The sequence below is a fragment of the Archangium sp. genome, from assembly GCF_045802675.1.
Taxonomy (GTDB): Bacteria; Myxococcota; Myxococcia; order Myxococcales; family Myxococcaceae; genus Archangium.
In genome coordinates, this window is the sequence record NZ_JBJMQO010000017.1 from 1 (window position 1) to 20,886 (window position 20,886).

Here is a 20,886-nt window from a genome sequence, read left to right on the forward strand (position 1 = left end):
GAGCGGATGCAGACGCCAGAGGCCCAGGAACTGTACCGGGGGAGGGCCAGCCTGGTGGAGAACGTGAACGCCCAGGTCAAACAGCACTACGGCCTGGAGAAGCTGCTGGTGCGCGGGCTGGACAAGGTGACGAGCGTGGCACTGCTCACGGCCCTGGCGCATAACTTGCTCGCCCACGGCCAGGCTCTCGTGAACCTGCTGAGCTGATAACTCCCACGGACCCGCCGCGACCTCCTCCGGGCCCACGCCCCAGCACGCTCCTGCGCTCCCTATCCGGTCCGCGAGTCGGCCAATGAGGGCCTCTCTGCGCCCTCATCTGGCCTCCCTCCACGATTTATCGACTGCTCTTCAGCCCTGCATGTCCATGTCCGAGGCCGCGTCCTGCTCGGCGTACGCGTCGTCTCCACCCCGGCGCTTGGGCAGGAAGTGGAACACGATGACGGCGTCGAGCAGCAGCAGGCCCGGGAGGAAGAGCCAGGAGCCCACGGTGTAGACGTTCATCATCAGGAAGAACCAGAGCGTGAGCCACACGCCCATGAGGATGAGCCCGAGCGGGTGCAGCGCCGACAGGCCGCGGTGGCGCACGGCGGAGCACGCGAGCAGCAGCAGCGTGCCCTGGGTGAGCGTGGAGAGCGGCTGCTCCGCGCCGGACGTGGCGGGCACCTGGAGCGTGCCGCGCGTCCACGAGAAGAGCAGCGAGAAGGAGCAGATGACGACGCCCACCACCACCCAGCGGTGCAGCCGGAGGCCGTGCGCGCCCGCCTCGAGCTCAGCGGCGTCCTCGGGCGATTGCGCGAAGTACCTGCGGCCCTGGTCATAGCCGAGCACCAGCGCAGCCAGCATCCACAGCAGCGAGATGGGCCAGCCGAACATCAGCAGGGCATGCGTGCACGTGAGCAGGGCGAACACGTACCCGATGACGGGGTGCTGCGTGTCCGCGGGGAGGCTCTCGAGCGCCGCGGGCATGGGGCGCATGGGCGTGTAGCCGGCGTCCTCGGCCTCGGGCCCACTGCGCAGGCGCCACTCATTGATGGCCACCCACAGGCCCATGAGGAACATCACTCCGCCGCCGAAGCGCCCGATGCCGTGGATGACCGGCACCGCCGAGAGCAACAGGGACAACAGCACCAGCCCCACCCCGAGCAGCGTCAGCGAGCCACCCGGGAGCAGCGCGAGCAGGCTCGGGTGCTCCAGCACGCTCTGGAAGGCCTCGCCGGCCTGGCGGGCCACGGAGACGATGGGCTCGGACACCGTGGAGAGCGCCTTCTCCAACTGCTCGAGGCCCGAGGGCGGCGGGGGCTCCCAGGCATACTCCTCGTTGTACTCCTCCGCGCCAGCGTCGCCCGCGTTGTAGTCGCCCGCGTTGTAGTCCTCGGAGCCCTGGCCCTCCGCGGAGCCCGAGGCATCGTCCCCCATTTCAAGGAGCTCACCGCACTCGGTGCAGAAACCGAGCGAGGCATCTTCGACGGGGTGGCTACATTTCGAGCAGTTCATGAGAGGGGTCCGAAGCGGGGGGCCCCCAGCTTAGGCCAGGGGAGACGCAGGGCGGTACAGCCCCCCTACTCGTAAGCGGCGGCGTAGACGAGGTTGCTGGAGTAGCCCCCGCCGTTGTCGCGGTACCAGACCGTCAGGGCGGCCCCCGCACCGTTCGCTCGCACCCTTGGTCGCTTGGAGGTCCCACCATGGGCGGGCTCGAGCGCCTCGATGGAGCTCCGCTCAGTCGAGGTACTGCACCTTGCAGCCCTTGCCATCGAAGACGACCAGGGTGCGCTTGCCTGGGTGGACCTTCACCTCGCAGCGCGCGGGACCCTCGGGAGAGGAGAACTCCAGCGAGTAGCGGCCGGCCTTCGTGGAGCGCACGGCGTAGGGCAGCTCCTCGCGCCCGCCATCCGGCAGCACCACCGTCGTCTTCTTCCCCGCCAGCGCGGGCGCAGTGCCGATGCGCAGCTCGCCCTCACCCTCCAGTGACTCCTCAGTGGCGGCTGGCGCGGAAGCAGAGGCCGCCGTTCCCATGCGGAGCTGCTCACGGGAACGCTTGGGCTCGCGCTTCGAACGGGTCACCGGAGTGGCGGGTTCGGCGGCGGCGACGGGTGCGGCGTCGGCAGGCTCGGCGGTGGGCGCGGGCTCGGCGGCGACGGCTTCAGTCGCGGCGGCGGGCGCGGGCGTCTCGGGCTTCGGCTGCGCGGGCACCGGGGCGGGCTCGGCCACGGGAGGCACGGCCGCGGCCACGGGCGGCACGGGAGCGGGGGGCTCCACGGGAGCAGGCGTCTGGCGCGGCAGCAACAGGGCGCCTCCAGCGACCACGAGCGACAGGGCCACCACCACGCCCGCCACGGGCGCCCACACCTTGCGGCCTCCTGGAGCGCGGCGAGCGGGCGCCTTCGGAGACATCACGGCCGGGGCGACTCCGGAAGCACCGCCGCGGGCCCTGGGGGGGCTGGACGTGGAGACGGAGACCTCCTCGCCCTCCTGCCGCACGTAGCCCGAGAGCGAGCCGGGGCCCACGGGCAGGCAGGCCGCGAAGGCCACGGCCTCCATCTCCTCGCGCAGGGTGCGCGCGTCGGGGTAGCGCTCCTCGGGCTTCAAGCGCATGGCCCGCTCCACCAGGGCGATGAGGCCGGGAGGCAGTCCCGGGCACACGCGCGAGAGCGGCTCCCAATCGCCCCGCACCAGCGCGGTGTGGCGGGAGATGAGCGTGGGGTATCCATCCAGCGGGCCCACGCCCGCGGCGAGCTGGTACAGGGTGACGCCCAGCGAGAACAGGTCACTCCGCCCGTCGAGCACCTTGCCCTGGGCCTGCTCTGGAGAGAAGTAGCCCGCCTTGCCCTTGGTGGTGCCGGCACGGGTGAGGTTGCGGTTGGTGGCCGCCTTGGCGATGCCGAAGTCGATGAGCTTGAGCGAGCCCCCGGCCGTCAGCATCAGGTTCTGCGGGGACACGTCGCGGTGCACCAGGTTGGGCCGGGCGTGCACGGCCTCGAGCGCCGCGCAGGTGGCGATGCCCACGGCCAGCAGGGCCTCATCGGTGAAGCGCTCGCCGCGCTGGCGCAGGGCCTGCTGCACCGCCGCGAGCGACTCGCCGGGCACCAGCTCCATGGCCATGTAGAGCAGCCCGTCGGCCTCGCCCACCTCGTAGATGTGGACGATGTTGGGGTGGCTCAGCGTGCAGGCGGTGCGCGCCTCGTCGAGGAACATCTCGCGGAAGTCCTCGGACTCGGAGAACTCGGGGCGGATGACCTTGAGCGCGACGGGACGGACGATGCCGCCGGCGAGCGTCTGCTCGGCGCGGTAGACCTCGGCCATGCCGCCCTGGGCGAGAAGGCGGATGACGCGGTAGCGGCCAACGGGGGTCCCAGGCTCGATGGAGGACAAGGCCCCCCGAGCCTATCACCACAGCATGTCTTGATCCTCGGTGACGCCGGGCACCCCGGACAGGGTGTGCGTGCGGCCGTCCACGCGGATGGTGCCCTCGAAGAGGCCGAGCGGCTGGGCGAAGTGGCTCACCACCACCTTGAAGTCATGGTCCTCGCGGTGGACGTAGAGGGGCTGGAAGCGCAGGTCCACGGCCCCGTCGTCGGTGCGCATGCGCCAGGGGCTCATCAGCTCGTTGCGGTCGTACTCGAAGTGCGCGCGGCCCACGGGGTAGAGCCGGTCTCCGAGCCAGAGCGCGTTCTCGTTGGTGCCGGCGCTCTCGTTGAAGCCCTCGACGAGGTTGAGGCCCACCGGGGTGCCATCGGCCAGGCGTCCCGCGAGGAAGGCCCATCGCCACGCGGTATGCCGGGCGAGGTAGCCCTGGGTGTAGTCCGTGCCGCCCACGCCGCCGTCCAGCCGGAAGCGCTTGCCCCCCGCCTCCAGGCTGCCGAAGGCGAGCATGCCGCTGCGCTTCTGGGTGACGTTGACGAAGCCATCCCCCTCCACGGGGGCAATCACGGTGAGCGCGGGAGGGCCCCCGGCCACGAGCAGGTCTCCATTCCAGAGGAAGGACTGGAGGCTGCCGGTGCGCAGGCGGCTCACGTCCACCTGGAGGTGGTAGCGCTCATCATCCTCGCCGCGCCGCGCGGTGAGCCTTCCGCCGAGCGTGCGGAACGAGGCCACCAGCCCCGCGCCGGGCTTGTCGCTCACCTCGGCGAGCGGGCCGGGAGCGCCGAGGAAGCTCACGTCGCACAGGGGCCGCTGTTCCTTGAGATCGAGCGCCACGGCGAAGGCGTTGGCCGAGTAGCCCACGTCCACCACGGCGAAGAGCGCGAGCACCTCGGGCGTGGCGGCCAGCGTGTAGTGCCAGCGCTTGCGCTTGAGCAACCGGGCGGGAGCCGCCGCGGGAGCCCACCGGCCTTTCAGCCGGGAGAGGTCCACTTCGGGCAGCTCGCCCTGGTAGGTACCGAATCGCGGTTCACCGGACGCCGTGGCCACCGAGGCTGGCGCCGGAAGGAGACTCACTTCTCGCTCCGGGGTCATGTCCTTCCCAAGGTGGGGCATCTCCTTCCCACCTGCCACCCGACCCCGGGGTACGAGGGATCACTCATGCACAGAACGGTGGGCCGACTGTGCAGGGCTGGACCTTACCCGGGGAGTAGACCGGGGCCGGGGCGCCGCGTGGCCCACTGCGTCGAGCGCTTGACGCTCCCTCTGACGGCATGGAACCTTCCGGCCGCTCCGCGTCATTGGGGGACTCCATCCATGTTCGTGACCTACGATGAGAACCGGCTGCGCACCCGCGGCCCCACCGACCTTTCCGACGAGTTGGAGAGGGGCAACGCCGTCTACTTCCCCCAGAGTCCGGTGGCGCTGCCGGCGCCGGAGGAGCTCACCTTCCTGCGCGAGGAGATGCCGCGGCAGCTCAAGCGCAAGAACGTGAGCTACTACCCGAGCGCGGACCGGCTGGTGGGTGTGGAGGACGCGGCGCTGGCCGAGCGCACGCACCGGCTGCTGCAGGCGCACTCGGGGCGGGTGGTGGAGTTCCTCACGCGGACGATGCCGGACTTCGTGAAGGGCTGGACGGTGGGCACCTCGAGCTTCCGTCCGTTGCAGGAGCGGGGCCGCAACCTCGGCGCGCATGCGAGCAACGAGCTGGTGCACGTGGACGCCGGCGCGTACGGCGCGACGCATGGGGACCGGATTCTGCGTTTCTTCATCAACGTGCACCCCACGGAGGACCGGGTGTGGGCCACGCGCGGCACGTTCTCCGAGGTGTATCGCCGGCACGGCAAGGCGGCGGGCGTGGCACCCGAGCGCGGTGAGCGCGACCTGCGCCCGGGGCTGGCGAACCGGATGTACTCGGGGCTGCTGCGGGGCGCGGAGAAGCTGGGGGCGAGGCGGGCGGGGATGATCGACACCTCGCCGTACGACCGGCTGATGCGCCAGTTCCACAACTACATGAAGGACACGCCGGAGTTCATCCAGGGCCGGGACGGCTACGAGGAGTTCGCCTTCCCGCCCTTCTCCGCGTGGATGGTGCTGACCGACACCGTGAGCCACGCGTGCCTGTCGGGGCAGTACGCGTTCGTGGACACCTTCGTCATCCGGCTGTCGAGCTGCCGTTCGCCGGAGCTCTCCCCGTACGAGCTGCTGCGGCGTCCGCCCCAGGAGGAGCCGGCGGCGCGTACCGCGGCGGCCTAGAGCAGCGTCTCGTAGAGGTCCGCGAGCGCGCGGGCCTCGTGCTCGATGCCGAAGCGGCGGCGGGCCTCCTCCGCGGCGTTGCGGCCGACAGCGAGGGCGCGCTCGGGCTCGGCCATGAGCATGTCGAGGATGTCTCGCAGGCCCTTCACGTCACCGGGCTCGAAGAGGAAGCCGGTGCGGCCGTGCTCGATGATGTCGGGCAGGTAGGGCAGGCGCGAGGCCACCACGCAGCACCCCGTGGCCAGCGCCTCCACGTGCACGAGCGAGAAGCCCTCGGTGTACGAGGGGTGCACCAGCACGCTGAGCCCCTGGTACCAGGGCACCACGTCGCTCTGCTCGCCCACGAGCGAGAGCGCGCCCCCGGTGGACGCGCGGAGCTGATCGGCCCAGTCCCGCTCGCCGCTCTTCACGAGCCCCACCAGGAGCGGGTGCCACTCGGGGTACTTCGAGAGCAGCGGAGCAATCGCCTCGACGAAGTCACCCTGGCCCTTGGCGGGGCGGACGCGGCCGATGACGCCGATGCCGTAGCGCCCACTCAGCCCCAGCCGGCTCCACGCGGCGGAACGCTCGGGGCTGGGGGCGAAGCGGGTGAGGTCCACGCCGTGCGCGATGATGGTCGAGGGCAGCCGCATCACCTCGGCCACCTGGGGGGTGAGGGAGATGAGGCGGTGGGCGCGGCCGGCGAGCAGGCGGGTGAACGGCCGGGGCTGCATGGATGCATGGCGGGTGAAGACGACCTTCACCTGGCGTCCGAACAGCTTGAGCAGCAAACCGACGATGAGCTCGTTGTTGCGGTGCGCGTGCCAGATGACGGGCTCGCGGCGCACGCGGTTCCAGAGCGCTCGCCACCCGATGCGCGGGAGGTCTCCCTCCAGGGCGCTGCCGATGGTGAGGGTCTCCATCCATTGGGAGAGCACCGGCACCACCGTCTCCACGTGACGGGTCACCCCGGTGCGCCGATTGTGAAAATGGGGGTGGATGACCAGGGCCATGAGCGCGCGGAAGATGTCACGCACGGAGATGGTGTCCCAGCACTTTCCATTCCACGGGGAGCGAAGGCTTCCCGTCTGCCCGCCCCCACTCCGGGAGCGGCCGGGCGAGGCGGAAGATGAAGCCAGAATGAGAAGGCTCTCATCTGGCCAGTGGCCTCCGGCACGCGGCAACGGGGCGAGCATCACGTCCCGGGCCGAACCTTGACTGGCCCTGGCTCGGGTGTGACCGTGTGCCATCTTGGCTCCACGCGTCGCGCCCGGTGTCTACACACGGCTGCTCAGCTACCTCCGGCCGTATCGCGCTCCCCTCGCGATCGCCATCCTCGCCTCCGCCGTCACGGCGGCCACGACGTCCGCGTATGCCTGGCTCGTCGGCCCGCTGCTCAAGGCCGTGCTCATGGGCTCGCCGGTGGTGCTCGGGTCCGTGAAGCTCGAGGGCGGGGGCCTGCTGTGGCAGTTCCCCCTGGTCATGGTCGTCGTGGCGGGCCTCAAGGCGCTCTCCCAGTTCCTCCACAACGGCCTGATGCAGAGCACCGGGCAGCGCGTCCTGTCGGATGTCCGCCGCGACCTCTACACGCGCCTGCTCGCCCTGCCGCCCTCCTTCTTCGAGCGGCACCACTCCGGCGAGCTGCTCTCGCGCTTCACCTCGGACGTCGCCCAGGTGGAGTTCTCCGTCACCCAGGCCCTGTCCTCGTACGTGAAGGACACGCTCCAGGTGCTCGCGCTGCTGGGCTCGTGCATGCTCATCGACGGCCGGCTCTTCCTGCTCGCCTTCGTGGTGCTGCCCGCCGCCGCCTTCCCCGTCTCGCGCTTCGCCAAATCCCTCAAGAAGGTCACCGTGCGCACCCAGGGCAGCCTGGGCCAGCTCACCGAGCTCACCTCCGAGCAGCTCCACAACCTTCCCATCGTCCAGGCCTACGGCGGCGTCCCCCTCGCCCTGGAGCGCTTCGACGCGGAGCAGGAGCGCTACCTCACGGCCATGCGCCGCTCGCTCTTCATCCGCGGCGCCTTCACGCCCACGCTGGAGGTGCTGGGCGTCATCGGCGTGGCGCTCGCCATCGGCTTCGGGGCGCGCGCGGTGGCGGACGAGCCGGAGCTGTCCGGCAAGCTGCTCTCCTTCCTCGCGGCGGCGCTGCTCATGTACCAGCCGCTCAAGGCGCTCTCCGGCACGGCCTCCATGGTGGTGCAGGGCCTGGGCGCGGCGCAGCGGCTCTTCGAGATCGCCGACGAGCCCGCGCCCCCCGACGAGGGCCGTGAGGCCGCACCGCTCGCGCACGCGCTGCGCCTGGAGGGCGTGCGCGTCGCCTATGGGCAGTTCGAGGCGCTGCGCGGGGTGGAGCTCACCGTGCGGCGGGGCCAGCGGGTGGCGCTGGTGGGCTCCTCGGGGGCAGGCAAGACGACGCTCTTCTCGGTGCTGCTGGGCTTCGTCCCTCCGAGCGCGGGCCAGGTGACGTGGGACGGCGCGCCGCTCGAAGCGCTCAAGCGCTCCTCGGTCCGCGAGCGGATGGCGTGGGTGCCGCAGGAGCCGGTGCTCTTCTCCGGCAGCGTGCGGCACAACCTGCTGCTGGGCCGCCCCGAGGCAGACGAGGCCGAGCTGTGGGAGGCCCTGCGGCGGGCGCACGCGGAGGACTTCGTGCGGGCCTTTCCCGCGGGCCTGGACGAGCCGGTGGGTGAGCGCGGGGCCCGGCTGTCCGGGGGCCAGCGTCAGCGGCTCGCCATCGCCCGGGCCTTCCTGCGCCGGCCCTCGCTGCTCCTGCTGGACGAGCCCACCAGCGCGCTCGACGCCGCGTCCGAGCGCGAGGTGCAGGCGGGCCTGGCCGAGCTGATGCGGGGACGCACGACGCTGGTCATCGCCCACCGGCTCGCCACGGTGCGCGACGCGGACCGCATCTACGTGCTCGAGCAGGGCGCGGTGGTGGAGCACGGCACCCACGACGAGCTGGTCGAGCGCCGGGGCCGCTACGCCGCGCTGCTGCGCCAGGGCGAGGTCGACGCCGCCTGACGCGGACGGCCCTTTCGTTTCATTTCAGGTGAGGCATCCATGACTTCCTCCTCGACGACTCCCGCCGAATCCTCGAAGACACTCGGCCTGGGGCAGGTGCTCTTCAAGTTCCGCAGCTTCACCCCGGTGCCGGTCATCGCCCTGCTGGCGTGGCTGCTCTACCGCTCGCGAGGCACGCCGGGCCCGGGCGGCCCCACGGTGGACGCGGTGCTCGACGGAGCGGGCCTGCTGGTGGCGCTGGCCGGACAGGCGCTGCGCTTCTACGTGCTCGGGCAGGTGCCGGAGGGCACCAGCGGCCAGGGCAACGCACTCGAGGCGTCCACCCTCAACACCCGCGGCCCCTACGCCCACGTGCGCAATCCGCTCTACGTGGGCAACCTGGGCATCTGCCTGGGGCTGATGCTCATCGCGCATGACCCGTGGGTGTACCTGGGCGGGCTCGGCTTCTTCTTCGGGGAGTACTTCTTCATCATCCGCGCCGAGGAGGACTTCCTGCGCCGCAAGTTCGGCGCGGCCTACGACGACTTCGTGGCCCGGGTCCCGCGGTGGGTGCCCCGCCTGACGCCCGCGTACCCCGGGCAGTTGCGGCAGGGCTTCGATGTCCGGCGCGCCCTGAAGAAGGAGCACAATCCCTTCGCCGCATGGGCCTCCGGGGCACTGCTCCTGCTGGGGTGGGAGCTGCACGCGCGGGGCTCGCTGAGCTCCGGCGTGCTCTCCGTGCTGGTGACGTGCGAGGCGGGCGTGCTGCTCGCCTTCGCCGTCATCAAGGCCTACAAGCGGCGCTGGCTCCCCGGGTGGTGAGCCGCTCCCTCAGACGACCGGGTTCTGGGTCTGCCGGATGAGGTCGGCCATCTTGAACTCGTCGTTGGGCGAGCGGAACTCCTGGATGGGACGCCAGCGCGGCGACTGGCGGAAGAAGGAGTAGTTGTCGGCGAGCATCAACCCGATGATGACCTCGCCCACGATGCGCCCGCCCACGGGCCCGAGGCGGATCTCCGAGTCGTTGTCCTGGAACTGCTGCATCGCCTCGGCGAGCACGTAGAACCAGAGCGGCGCGTTGCCGGCGAAGTCGCCGAACTCGGTGATGGAGGGGTTGTCCTCGAAGTCCGCCTCGTTGGCCTTGCCCACGCGCAGCTGCTCATCCGCAATGGGCTCGACGCCCATCAACCGCGCGACGTCCTGGCCCGAGGGCAGGCCCATCCGCAGGCCGCGCAGCAGGTTGCGCGTGGCGAGCGAGTGCGGCAGCGCGCCCGCGACGGAGTGGGGCAGCGACCCGAGCGGGTTCACGAGGGCCGTGTCGAGCTTGTAGGCCGGCTGGATGCGCCTCTTGCCGAGCAGGGGCGCATCGCCCATGGGGAAGAACAGCCGCCAGTCGATGGCGAGGTCCTTGCGGATGCTGCCGAAGCCGACGAGGCTGTCCTCGTTGCGCGACGTGAAGATGGGCAGGCGGTCGGTGGACTCGTTGATGCGGTAGGTGGGCCGGACCATGGAGTGGCCGAACCGGTACGCGGCGGCGGCGAACTCGATGGGGATGTAGCCCTCCTTGATGGGCTTGTAGAACCGCAGATGCGGCGGGTCCGCGAGGATGTCCGTCCCCTTGGCCAGGTGGGGCAGCAGCGAGTGGACCATCTGCTCGCCGATAATGGTCGGCAGGAAGTCGTGGAGGATGACCCACTGGTAGTGCCACCGCACCAGGCGCTGCGCCTCCAGGAAGGTGGTCGCCCCGTCCCGGTCGATGAGGTAGTCCACCACGCTGTTGTGGAAGCGGATGAACGTGGTCTGCAGTTGCGCCACGATCACGTTCTCGTCGTTGCGTGGGTCTCCGATGAGCGCGCGCGACGGCTCCTGGCCGTCGGGGCTGTTGCGAGGCAGGTCACGCGCGTTGGGGTCCGAGGGATTGCCCGAGAGCGGAGCGCCCAGCAGCATGTGCAGGCCGTCATCCCGGTAGAGGTACGGCTGGTCATCGGGGCCACGCCCGTACACGGAGTCGAGGTCGAAGCGGGGTGTGCGGAAGTCCACCAGCCCATCCGGGTCGTTCTCCCGCTCCAGACTGCTGGTCGGGTCGAACGTCAGATCATGGTCCATGAACTGGCCGAGGTAGGTGAAGCCCGCGGAGATGCCGGGATTCTCCTCGTCGTCGCGCTCTTCCTCGGGAGTGGGGCTGGACTCGAAGTCGGCCACCATGTGCTTGCCCAGCTCGGCGAGCTCATCGGGGTCGAACTGGGCGGCCGGCAGGGTGCGGAACATGCGCCCGAAACGGCCCTCGAACTGAGGAGAGCGGCGGCTCAGGTCCGAGCCACGAATCACCCCGTGATGGCCGGTGAAGATGCGGCCCCGGGGCTCCGGAGGGAGCCGGGCCTCCTCGGGCCGGGTGGAGGTGGACGCTTTGGAACCCGCGGGATGCGGGGGCTGCTGACCGGACGGTGGACGCACGGGGACTCTCCTGGATGGGAAGGCGGGCAGGAAAGTCCCCAGTGTGTCCGCTCCCGGCCATTGACCGGCCGGGCATGGACTGTGTCCGGAATCGCGCTTACGAGCGGCCGAAGATGATGCGCTCGTCGCCGAGCAGCCGCGCGGTCCACCCGAGGAACACGAGCGCCAGGGCCGCGCAGCTCGCGAGGCCGAGCACGAAGGGCAGTGGGCCGATGGGCTCGCCGCGCATGAGCTCCTGGACGATCATCTGCTGCCCGAGCACCGGCACGGCGAACATCCACGTCTTGCTCTGCACGGGCGAGAGCACGAGCGCCATGCCCGGCAGCGTGGGCAGGAACGAGAGCATCTGCATGTACGTCTGGGCTTCCTTGAAGGAGCGCGCGAAGGTGGACAGGAGCATCTGCGCCGCCGAGGCCATCAGCGCCAGCGGCAGCACGCCCAGCCACAGGCCCAGCACGGTGGGCGCATCCAGCCGCACCTTCACGCCGAGGTCCTGCAGGGGCACCCGGTGCATCACCAGCATGAAGGCCGCCAGGCACACCGTGACCGCGGTGGCGGCGAACACCACCGCGGCCAGCCACTTGCCCGTCACCAGCGCCTCGCGCTCCACGGGGTTGAGCAACAGCGCCTCGAGGGAGCCGCGCTCGCGCTCGCCCGCCATGGCGTCGATGGCCACGTTCATCCCGCCGGAGAACGCCGCGATCACCAGGAAGATGGGGATGATGGTGAGCAGGTTGGCCGCCAGCCGCTCGGGCGTGGCGAGGTCCACCTCCTCCACCTTCACCGGCGCGGCCAGCTCTGGGGCCACACCGCGCGCCATCAGCCGCTGCGCGCCCAGCATCCCCGAGTACGCGGTGAGCAGCTGCTGTACCCGGAGGACGGTGGAGCGCGCCTGGTTGCGCGAGTTGTCCATCACCAGCTGCACCGACGCGGTGCGCCCCGCCTCGAAGTCCTTGCCGTAGTCGCCGGGGATGATGAGGACCGCGTCCAGCTTGCCGGCCTGGATGCGCTTCTCGTAGTCGGGGGGCGGCTCGGTGAGCATCGCGCCCGAGCGCTCCAGGAACGCGATGAGGCTCGGGGCATGGGCCCGGCCCACCACCGGCAGCTCCAGGGGCTTGTCCTTGTTGAACCAGGACGCCATCACCGTGAACATCACCCCGAAGAGGACCGGCCCCAGCAGGGTGAAGCCCAGCGCGCTCATCACCGAGCGCCTGTCGCGCAGGTGGTCGCGCAGCTCCTTGCGAAACACCGTCGAGAGGAGCCCCTTCACTGCATCAACCCCTGGTCGCTGCCGATGACCGTCACGAATGCCTCCTCGAGGCTGTCCTTGCCCGTGCGAGCGCGCAGCTCGTCCGGGGTGCCCTCCGCCACCACGCGCCCGCGCGCCACCACCACGATGCGGTCGCACAGCGCCGCCACTTCCTGCATCACGTGGCTGGAGAACACCACGCAGTGTCCCTGCTCGCGCAGCCGGCGGATGAGCGTGCGCACCGCGCGGGTGCTCATCACGTCGAGGCCGTTGGTGGGCTCGTCCAGCAGCACGTTGCGAGGCCCGTGCACCAGCGCCCGGGCCAGTGCCACCTTCATGCGCTCGCCCTGGCTGAAGCCCTCGGTGCGCCGGTCGGCGATGTCCTTCATGTCCAGCAGCTCCACCAGCTCGCCGATGCGCTTGTCGAGCGCGGCGCCGGACAGGCCGTGCAGCTCTCCGGCGTAGCGCACGTGCTCGCGGGCGGTGAGGCGCGGGTAGAGGCCGCGCGCGTCCGGCAGCACGCCGATGGAGCGGCGCACGTCCAGGGGGCGCTCGGCCACTTCGAGCCCGTCCACCTTCGCGCTGCCCTTGTCCGGGCGGATGAGCGTGTAGAGCATCCGCAGCGTGGTCGTCTTGCCCGCGCCGTTGGGCCCGAGCAATCCCGTCACCACGCCGTCCTCGGCGCGGAAGCTCACGTCCTCCACGGCCGTCACCGCGCCGAAGCGCTTGTGCAGGTTCGTCACTTGAATCATGTCAGGGCACCGGGCCGGCGAAGGAGGTGAAGAAGGGGGGACGCTTGAGGCCCGCGCCGCACTTGCCGGCATCGAGCCCCTCCACGCTGCCGCGCGCCACGAAGTCCGCCATCATCGCGCGGGCGCAGCCGACGCTGCTCGTGCCGTGGCCCACGCCGGGCAGCACCACGTGCAGGCTGTGCGTGAGCGTCTTCTTGGCGTCCTCGGCCCACGAGGGCGGCGTGACGGGGTCCAGCTCGCCGGAGAGCAACAGCACCGGCACGTCGGACTTCACCGGCTCGCGGTAGTCCTTGGGCAGCTCGCCGCGGGGCCAGAAGGCGCACGGCTTGAGCATGTTGCGCACGCCCGTCTCGCCCATCCACGTGCCCTTCGTCTCGCGGGAGAGGGCCTCGTCGGGCATGAGGGGCGCGTCCTCGGAGCACACCACCGAGTAGAACATGCCCTGGCTCAGGTTGTGGTTGAGGCCGCCGCTCAGGGTCTGGTGGATGGCGACGAGCGCGCGCCAATCGCCCTGCGTGGCCCGGTCGAGCACCAGCGGCACCAGCGAGGCGGCCTCGGGCATGTAGAGCAGCCCGCGCATCACGCCGGTGAAGCTGTCGTGGGTGATGGTGATGTCCTCGGGCACGCCGGTGAGGGGGTGCTCCACGCGCGTGTGGACGGGCGCCTTCTCGAGCTGGGCGAGCAGCGTGGTGAAGCGGCCGCGCAGCTCCGGGTAGCGCCTGGTGCACGCGGCGTCCTGCTCGCAGTGGGTGAAGAGCAGCTCCAGGGCGCGCTGGCTGTCGCGCGCGACGTAGAGGGGCAGCAGCAGCGACATGGGCGCCACGCCCTCGAGGATGACGGAGCGCACGTGCTCGGGGTGCTGGCGCAGGTACACGAGCGCGGCGCGCGTGCCGTAGGAGACGCCGTACAGGTTCAGCTTCGGGTAGCCGAGCGCCTCGCGCACCTCGTCCAGGTCGTCCATGGCGATGGGCGTGGTGTACAGGCGCACGTCCGCGTCGTAGCCCGCCAGGCACTTGCGGAACTCGGCCTCGTAGAAGGCGTCATCGAACTGCTTGCCCAGGGGCGCGTCGGGGGGCACCGGCTCGCACTCGAGCGGCCGCGAGTCACCCGTGCCCCGCTGGTCCAGGAACACGAGGTCGCGGTTGCGCTGGAGGCGATCCAACAGGGGCACCATCTGCCGGGCCAGCTTCGCGGCACCCTGCCCGGGGCCACCGGCCAGCAGCACCAGCGGGTCCGGCTCCGGCGCGGACGCGAGCGCCGGCACCACCACCAGCTTCAGCGGCACCTTGCGCCCCTTCTGCGCCGCGCGGTCCTCCCAGACCTCGTAGGTGCCGCACAGGGCCTGCCGGCCGACGCCGTCCAACCGGCACGGGGTGAGCACCACCTTGCGCACTGGCGCCTGGGCCGCACTGCGCGTGCAGGCCGGAAGCGACAGCAGGGCACAGAGGACGGTGGGGAGAAGCCAGAATGCTTTGTCCATTCTCAAAGTGCCCCAGGCTTACCACTCCTGCCCTTCCCCATGCACTCCTACCCGCATGGCGGCCTGCCCCTCGGGCCGGTTTGAATTGCTCGGCTCCCCGCCCGTCCACTGCTAAGCCCATGACCATGAAGATGAACCGCTCGCTCCTCGTCCTCGCGACCCTGAGTCTGACCCTGCTCGCGGGCTGCGCCTCGCTGAACAAGTTCCTCAAGAACGCCTTCAAGAAGCCGCAGCTCACCTTCAAGACGGCGCGCCTGTCCAAGGCCTCGCTCTCCGACGCCACCGTCGACCTCGTCTACGAGTTGAACAACCCCAACCCCCTGGGGCTGAACCTCGCCTCGGTGAGCTACGCCTTCTTCGTCGAGGGCAAGCAGGTGGTGGCGGGCACTCCGGCCAAGGGCCTGAACGTCGCCGCCAACGGCAAGTCCGAGCTCGTCTTCCCCGCCAACGTGAAGTTCGCGGACATCGCCCCCGTGGTGACGACGTTCCTCAACAAGGACAGCGCCCAGTACAAGGCCCAGGGCAGCGTGGGCTTCAACACGCCCATCGGCGTCGTCTCCTTCCCCCTGGAGCACGAGGGCACCTTCGAGGTCCCCAAGATTCCCCAGGTGCAGTTCGACTCGCCGCGCATCTCCAACGTCACCCTCCAGGGCGCCACGGTGGAGTTCCCCCTCACGGTGAAGAACCGCAACAGCTTCCCCCTGCCCGTGGCCGGCATCACCGGCGCCCTCAAGGTGGCCGGCGCCAGCGTGGGCAACCTCAACACCGGCAACCTCGGGCTGCTCGAGGCCGGCACCACGAAGCAGATTACCCTGCCCCTCACCATCAACTTCCTGAGCGCCGCCAGCGCGGCCTCCGCCCTGCGCTCGGGCGGCAGTGCGCAGGTGAAGCTGGATGGCCAGCTCGTCTCCGGCGCGCAGAACGTTCCTTTGAATGTCGGGCAGCTCCTGAATTTCCGGCGCTAGCGCGCTCGACAGCGAGCCAGCCGGGCGGGCGAGCTATTGAGGGTTGTCCCCCGGCGCTCCACCCGTTACGGTTGCGCGGAACTTTCGGGCCCCCCATGCGCCGCCTCCTCTTCAAGTCGAAAATCCATCGCGCGACCGTCACCCAGGCAGATCTGGACTACGAGGGCTCGGTCACCATCGACCGGGACCTGCTGCGCGCCGCCGACATCCTCCCCTTCGAGAAGGTGGCGGTGTGGAACGTGACGCGGGGGACGCGGCTGGAGACGTACGCCCTGGAGGGCGAGGCGGGCAGCGGCGTCATCTGCATCAACGGCGCGGCGGCGCACCTCAACAAGCCGGGGGACCTGGTCATCCTGGCCACCTTCGCCGAGGTGGAGGAGCACGAGGCCACCGGGTGGCAGCCCACCGTCGTCTTCGTGGACGCGAAGAACCGCATCGTGCCCGGAGTGACGAAGGAGATTCCGGGCCCGGCGCGCCGCACCGCCTGAACGGCGGCGGACGTTCCCCTCCCGCGCCGCTTTACGCTCCGGCGCGGGCTTGCCATGCTCGTGCGTCCATTCCCTGCGAGGGGCCCCAAGGCCCCGGAGGCGAGGACGCGATGAAGTGGACGTGGGCGTGCACGGGCCTGCTGTGGGTGCTCGCGGGCTGTGGCACCAGCCGGGAGGCCTTCCGGCCCAACCCCAACGATGAGGATCCGTTGGTGGGCTCGGTGCCCGTGGTGCGGGCGCCGTACAAGGACCGGTGCGCGCAGCACGGCACCTCGTCGGTGCGCAACACCTGCGACGAGGCGAGGTACCTGGCGACCGAGTACACGCGTCGGCTGTCGGTGGGCGACGAGGTGTGCCTGGAGGGCGGCTACGGCGACGAGCCGGGGCAGGCCTGCAAGGCGCGCGCGGCCGTCATCGACACGGCGCCCAACCAGGTGAAGCTCGAGGTGCGCACGGCGAAGCCGGACTCGCGCTGGTTCCGCGCGGAGATGCGTCACGCCTGGTACGAAGAGGGAGCGTTGGTGGACCTTTACCTCGCTGAGCGGGGTTACTGAGGGAGGAGACACGCATGGCCTTCTATGACCCCATCGCCGACAAGGTGAAGCAGCTCACCCCGGCGGAGCTGAAGAAGCTGGCGGACACGAAGCTGTCGGACCTGGTGCAGCAGGAGGTACCACGCGCGCGCAAGCGGGTGCTGGACCTCGAGCAGCGCTACCCCTCGGCGCAGCTGCGCGAGAAAGCGCAGCGGCTCATCGACGAGAAGAAGCACGTGGCGAGCATGACGGGCGGAATCTCCGGCGTGTTCGGGCTGGTGGGCCTGCCCTTCGACCTCACGGTGATGGCGTGGCTGCAGCTCGTGCTGCTGGTGGACCTGGCCACGCTCTACAAGGTGAACCTCAAGAGCGAGCGCGCGCGCAACGAGCTGTTGGACCTGTACGGCTACACGACGGGCGTGGGGCCGATGCAGCGCTCGGGGCCGCGGGTGCTGGGGAAGGTGGCGGAGGTGCTGCTGAAGAAGGGCGGCCTGCAGACGTTGGGGCGGGCGATGCCGCTGGTGGCGGCGCCGGTGACGGCGTACCTCAACAACCAGCACATCCAGAAGGTGGGGGACCACGCGGTGCGCTTCTACGAGGGCTTCGACAAGGCGCACGCGAAGACGAGAGCCGCCTCGCGCAAGGCGAGCTGAGTGCCGGCGCGCGCCGCACAGATTTGTCCCCGGACGGGGGCGTACCTGCGCCCCTACTTCGAGTCGCTGCTGGCGCAGGCGCACTCGGACGCGCACCTGGCGAAGATGCCGCTGACGGTGCTCTGGGTGGACGTGGACGAGACGCAGGAAGGCAACGACACGCACGGGCTCGAGGCCATGGACGCGGCGCTGAGCGGGCTGGTGGACGAGCTCGGGGCGGAGCTGGACGGGCGCGGGCCCATCGGCCGCGTGGAGGGGGACGCCTTCGCGGCGAGCCTCTACGCGGTGACGCCGTACATGGCCACGCGCCTGGCCGACGGTCTGCGTCGGCGGCTCGAGGCGAGGACATTCCACTCGGGCGCGGGCGACTTCCACCTCACGGTCTCGGTGGGCGTGGCGGGACTGCGGCCGGGAGAGCCCTACGGCAACCTGCTGGACGCGGCGGAGGCGGCGTGCGTCCAGGCGAAGCAGGCGGGGCGCAACCGGGTGGTGGCGCGCTAACGGGCCGCCTCACCCGGCTCACTCGATGCCGAGTGCCTTCATGCGGGCCTTGAGCGTGTTGAGCGCCACGCCGAGCTCCGCCGCGGCCCGGGTCTTGTTGCCCTGGTGCTTCTCCAGGGCGCCCCGGAGGTCCTCCTCCGTCAGGTCGCTGGGGCGCTTGCGCACGGACGCGAGTGACTCCAATCCAGATTGGGTTCCCCTCGCCAGGCCCGGGCCGGGTGCGCCCCCGAAGCCCAGCTCGCGCTGCTCCAGGTAGGAGCGCACCGCCTCCAGCGTGACGAGCGTCCGGTGACGCGCGAGCCCCTCCAACTCCTGCTGGGCCGCCTCGCGCGCCACCACCGTGCGCACCGTCGACTCCAGCTCACGAATCTGCCCCGGCCAGTTCGCCTTCCGCAGGAAGGCCACCGCCTCGCCCGTGAGCTCGGCGTCGTACTGCTGCTCCACCTTGAGCCGGTGCAGGAACTCCTCCACCAGACGGGGGATGTCCTCGCGCCGCTCCTCGAGCGTGGGCAGGATGATGAAGTCTCCCGCCGCGAGCCGCTGGGCCAGGTCCGGCCTCAAGTCCGTCTGCCGCAGCGGCATCTTGGACGCGGAGATGAGCCGGAAGCGCGGCGGCGGCTCGCGCCAGTCCGCCGGAGCCCCCAGCGGCGCCAGGCTGCCCGTGCCCTCCAGCACGTCCACGAGGAAGTCCTGCGCGATGCGGGGCAGGAACTCCACCTCGTCCAGGAAGAGCGTGCCCTCGTTCGCGCTGAACAGCTTGCCCACCCGCGCGAAGGACGCCCCCGTGTACGCGCCCTTCACGTGCCCGAGCAGCTCGCTCTGCAGCCCCGCCGGGTCCTGCGGCAGCCGCCCGCAGTTGAGGATGACGAAGTTGCCCTCCAGCCCGCCGCGGCTGTGGATCTCCCTCGCGATGAACGTCTTGCCCGTACCCGAGTCGCCCCGGAGGAACACCGGCAGCGAGTGGCGCGCGCACCGGTCGATGGAGCGCTCGAGCTGCGCGGTGACGCGCGAGGTCTCCTCCCGCGCACGAGGGCCCGCCACCAGCTCCGTGGGCACCTCCGCCAGCAGGGTCATGCGGCTCCGCCCGTTGCCGAGCAGCACCATGTCCCCGGTCTCCAGCACCCAGTCGCGCGAGGGCCCCATGCGATGGAAGTGCAGGCGCGCGTCCACCACCTCGCTCCGCTCCTCCTCGCGCCCCAGGTAGCTGCCGTTGCGCGAGTTCAGGTCGCGGTACACCCAGCGGTGGTCCTCCCGGAACGACAGCCGCCCGTGCTGCCGCGACACGGCGTCGTGCGCGAAGACCACCGTGCACTCGGGCGCCCGCCCGAAGACATAGGAGCGGTCCGGGTAGAGCGGCACCGTCAGGTCCTCGAGTCCCTCGCGCTGCACGCGCAGGGCCTTGGGCTCGCGGTAGGGCACCTCCCAGTCCCGCGCCCGGGGCTCGCGCCCCACCCGCTCGTTGCGCGTGTCGGAGCCGGGCTCGGCCGCCGAGTAGCCGCTCGCCGCCGGCATCGCCACGGAGGTCCTGCTGCGCGAGGGGCGGCCCGGAGAGGACGGCTCCTCCTGCCCCTTGTCTCCCTCCGGCCCTTCGTCTCCGCTCGTCATCCTCATCCCCGCGTGCAGTTCCGCTGTCACGATTGATAGCAGTTTTGACAGCCCCCCGGCCACGAACGGATGCTATGAGGCCCCCGCGCGCCCCCCATCCCTGGGAGCGCGAAGCCCGGCCGGGGAGGAGAAGCGCTGGCACGCGTCGTGCTTGGAAGTCGCGCCAGCTGCCGGATGAACCGGCCCTCCAACCCCACGGAGAGCACGCGTGTTCAACATCAGTGTCGGGCTCATCGGAGATCGCAGCACCAAGACGGGGACCCTGGCGTCGCGTGAGATCGCCATCGGGAGGGACCCCAGTAACGATCTCGTTCTCGATAGTGGGAGCGTGTCGCGGACCCACTGCCGGCTGGTCGCCATCGAAGGAGCAGCAATCGTGTTGGATGAGGGCTCGAAGAACGGAACGTGGCTCAACGGCAAGCCCGTGGCCCATCCCGCCGTGCTGCGGTTCGAGGACGAGCTCGTCATCGGCCCGTATTCACTGCGGGTGCAGTCGCTCGTCGGCCGGGGCACGGCCGGGGCGCAGCAGGAGCTGGGGGTCAGGCCGCACCCGCTCCCCTCGGACGAACCCACCGCCATCTCCCACGAGAACACGGTGCTGACCCGGGGCCTGTCCACGCTCGAGGAGCGGCGGCAGGCGCTGCGCTGGCTCATGCGCGAGCCGGCCTCCAACCCCCGGGTGGACGAGGTGCTGCGCGCCGCCCTGAGCGACTCGGACCTGGAGGTGCGCATGACGGCGGTGCTGGCGGCCGCGAAGCTGCGCGCCCGCGAGGTGCTGCCGGCCCTCCAGTCCTCGGACATGCCCACCCTGCTCCAGGAGGTCGACGAGCCGCGCGAGCGCCGTTTCCTCGAGCAGCTGTGGCAGGGTGTCATTCGCTACCTCCAGGAGCGCCGTAACCCAGCCGACAGCCTGCCGGGGAGGGACCCGCTCCGTCCGCTGTGGAAGCTGCTGGCCGGAGAGCTGGAGGTGTCGGACCCGGCCTCGCTGATGCTGCACGCGCTCACCACGCCGCTGGAGCCCGCGCGCAAGCCGGCCCGGCTGCCCCCGGGGGTGGTGGAGAAGGCGGGCCGCTACTTCCTGGAGCGCTCGGGGCTGCCGCTGCGGTGGGTGGCGCCCGTCGAGCACTGGCTGGGCGCGAGCCCCGCCCGCCGCGAGCGCTCCGCCGGCTTCTTCGTGGCCCAGGTCCCCGTGGATCGCCCTCTGGCGAAATGGGTGGGTAACCCGTTACCCATCCGTGTCGTGCCTGACCACGAGCAGGTGTGGCTGGGTTCCTTCAAGGAGGCCGAGCGGATGTGCGCGGAGCTCTCGAAGATTGAGAGCGCGAGCATCCGCCTGCCGACGGCCGACGAGTGGGAGATGGCGGCGCGCGGGTCGGACGGGCGTCGTTACCCCTGGGGCAATCTGCCACAGGAGGACTGGGAGGAGTGCGCCTCGCCGTGGGGGGTGGAGTACCTGGTGGGGGACGTGCCCGAGTGGACCTTCGAGCCCGAGAGCGGCACGCAGTTGCTGCGCGGCGGGGTGGAGGCGAGGACGTGGGTGCGCCACCCGGTGTACGAGGGCGAGGAGGAGTTCGCCGCGGCGCTCCGCCCCCTCATCCCTGGGGCATGAAGGGACAGCGG

At 70.8% G+C, this 20,886-nt stretch carries 19 protein-coding genes; 10 read left to right on the top strand and 9 right to left on the bottom strand.

What is annotated here, in order from left to right; all coding sequences use genetic code 11:
* Positions 1–207 (top strand): transposase (locus tag ACJ8AN_RS03495; protein ID WP_407753773.1); only part of this gene is annotated, 207 nt, incomplete at its 5' end.
* Positions 208–348: 141 nt separating this feature from the next.
* Here ACJ8AN_RS03495 and ACJ8AN_RS03500 read toward each other — a convergent pair.
* The 3 genes from ACJ8AN_RS03500 to ACJ8AN_RS03510 form a co-directional block, all read right to left on the bottom strand.
* Positions 349–1,416 (bottom strand): hypothetical protein, encoded by a 1,068-nt coding sequence (locus ACJ8AN_RS03500; protein ID WP_407753774.1) that lies wholly within the window; start codon positions 1,414–1,416, stop codon positions 349–351.
* Between the two features lie 300 nt (positions 1,417–1,716).
* The gene (locus ACJ8AN_RS03505) at positions 1,717–3,369 is read right to left on the bottom strand and encodes a serine/threonine-protein kinase (RefSeq protein WP_407753775.1); all 1,653 of its coding nucleotides are present in this window, start codon (positions 3,367–3,369) and stop codon (positions 1,717–1,719) included.
* A 15-nt stretch (positions 3,370–3,384) separates the two neighbouring features.
* On the bottom strand, positions 3,385–4,452 hold the full coding sequence (locus tag ACJ8AN_RS03510; RefSeq protein WP_407753776.1) for a DUF2804 domain-containing protein: 1,068 nt from the start codon (positions 4,450–4,452) through the stop codon (positions 3,385–3,387).
* Positions 4,453–4,674: 222 nt separating this feature from the next.
* Here ACJ8AN_RS03510 and ACJ8AN_RS03515 point away from each other — a divergent pair, with 222 nt between their 5' ends.
* Complete coding sequence (locus ACJ8AN_RS03515; protein WP_407753777.1) at positions 4,675–5,613, top strand: Kdo hydroxylase family protein; 939 nt, start codon at positions 4,675–4,677, stop codon at positions 5,611–5,613.
* On the opposite strand, the gene ACJ8AN_RS03520 is transcribed toward ACJ8AN_RS03515, so the two are convergent.
* A complete protein-coding gene (locus ACJ8AN_RS03520; protein ID WP_407753903.1) occupies positions 5,610–6,605 on the bottom strand; it encodes a glycosyltransferase family 4 protein in 996 nt (331 codons plus the stop codon). The two genes, ACJ8AN_RS03515 and ACJ8AN_RS03520, sit on opposite strands and share 4 nt — an antisense overlap.
* 238 nt (positions 6,606–6,843) lie before the next feature.
* On the opposite strand from ACJ8AN_RS03520, the gene ACJ8AN_RS03525 reads away from it, so the two are divergent.
* Together ACJ8AN_RS03525 and ACJ8AN_RS03530 are read left to right on the top strand one after the other, a co-directional pair.
* Positions 6,844–8,607 (top strand): ABC transporter ATP-binding protein, encoded by a 1,764-nt coding sequence (locus ACJ8AN_RS03525; protein WP_407753778.1) that lies wholly within the window; start codon positions 6,844–6,846, stop codon positions 8,605–8,607.
* 39 nt (positions 8,608–8,646) lie between these two features.
* Positions 8,647–9,408: a methyltransferase family protein gene (locus ACJ8AN_RS03530; protein WP_407753779.1), complete on the top strand. Its 762-nt coding sequence runs from the start codon at positions 8,647–8,649 to the stop codon at positions 9,406–9,408.
* A 9-nt stretch (positions 9,409–9,417) separates the two neighbouring features.
* On the opposite strand, the gene ACJ8AN_RS03535 is transcribed toward ACJ8AN_RS03530, so the two are convergent.
* From ACJ8AN_RS03535 to ACJ8AN_RS03550, 4 genes are all read right to left on the bottom strand, one after another.
* A complete protein-coding gene (locus ACJ8AN_RS03535) occupies positions 9,418–11,040 on the bottom strand; it encodes a peroxidase family protein (RefSeq protein WP_407753780.1) in 1,623 nt (540 codons plus the stop codon).
* A 97-nt stretch (positions 11,041–11,137) separates the two neighbouring features.
* The gene (locus tag ACJ8AN_RS03540) at positions 11,138–12,310 is read right to left on the bottom strand and encodes an ABC transporter permease (protein ID WP_407753781.1); all 1,173 of its coding nucleotides are present in this window, start codon (positions 12,308–12,310) and stop codon (positions 11,138–11,140) included.
* Complete coding sequence (locus ACJ8AN_RS03545) at positions 12,307–13,041, bottom strand: ATP-binding cassette domain-containing protein (protein WP_407753782.1); 735 nt, start codon at positions 13,039–13,041, stop codon at positions 12,307–12,309. Before ACJ8AN_RS03545 ends, ACJ8AN_RS03540 begins: the two co-directional genes overlap by 4 nt.
* A gap of 1 nt (position 13,042) precedes the next feature.
* Positions 13,043–14,521 (bottom strand): alpha/beta hydrolase, encoded by a 1,479-nt coding sequence (locus ACJ8AN_RS03550; protein WP_407753783.1) that lies wholly within the window; start codon positions 14,519–14,521, stop codon positions 13,043–13,045.
* 119 nt (positions 14,522–14,640) lie between these two features.
* Between ACJ8AN_RS03550 and ACJ8AN_RS03555 the strand changes: the two genes are divergently transcribed.
* The 5 genes from ACJ8AN_RS03555 (at position 14,641) to ACJ8AN_RS03575 (ending at position 17,661) form a co-directional block, all read left to right on the top strand.
* On the top strand, positions 14,641–15,486 hold the full coding sequence (locus ACJ8AN_RS03555) for an LEA type 2 family protein (RefSeq protein WP_407753784.1): 846 nt from the start codon (positions 14,641–14,643) through the stop codon (positions 15,484–15,486).
* Between the two features lie 95 nt (positions 15,487–15,581).
* Complete coding sequence (gene panD / locus ACJ8AN_RS03560; protein ID WP_407753785.1) at positions 15,582–15,974, top strand: aspartate 1-decarboxylase; 393 nt, start codon at positions 15,582–15,584, stop codon at positions 15,972–15,974.
* A 110-nt stretch (positions 15,975–16,084) separates the two neighbouring features.
* On the top strand, positions 16,085–16,528 hold the full coding sequence (locus ACJ8AN_RS03565) for a hypothetical protein (protein ID WP_407753786.1): 444 nt from the start codon (positions 16,085–16,087) through the stop codon (positions 16,526–16,528).
* A 14-nt stretch (positions 16,529–16,542) separates the two neighbouring features.
* Positions 16,543–17,160: an EcsC family protein gene (locus tag ACJ8AN_RS03570; RefSeq protein ID WP_407753787.1), complete on the top strand. Its 618-nt coding sequence runs from the start codon at positions 16,543–16,545 to the stop codon at positions 17,158–17,160.
* Entirely contained in the window at positions 17,161–17,661 is a 501-nt protein-coding gene (locus tag ACJ8AN_RS03575) for a GGDEF domain-containing protein (RefSeq protein WP_407753788.1), read from the top strand.
* Positions 17,662–17,679: 18 nt separating this feature from the next.
* Here the strand turns inward: ACJ8AN_RS03575 and ACJ8AN_RS03580 are convergent, their stop codons facing one another.
* Positions 17,680–19,266 carry a sigma-54-dependent Fis family transcriptional regulator gene (locus ACJ8AN_RS03580; protein WP_407753789.1) on the bottom strand — a complete coding sequence of 529 codons (1,587 nt, stop codon included), beginning with the start codon at positions 19,264–19,266 and terminating at the stop codon, positions 17,680–17,682.
* Positions 19,267–19,474: 208 nt separating this feature from the next.
* Between ACJ8AN_RS03580 and ACJ8AN_RS03585 the strand changes: the two genes are divergently transcribed.
* Positions 19,475–20,875: an FHA domain-containing protein gene (locus ACJ8AN_RS03585; RefSeq protein WP_407753790.1), complete on the top strand. Its 1,401-nt coding sequence runs from the start codon at positions 19,475–19,477 to the stop codon at positions 20,873–20,875.
* Positions 20,876–20,886 lie beyond the last annotated feature (11 nt).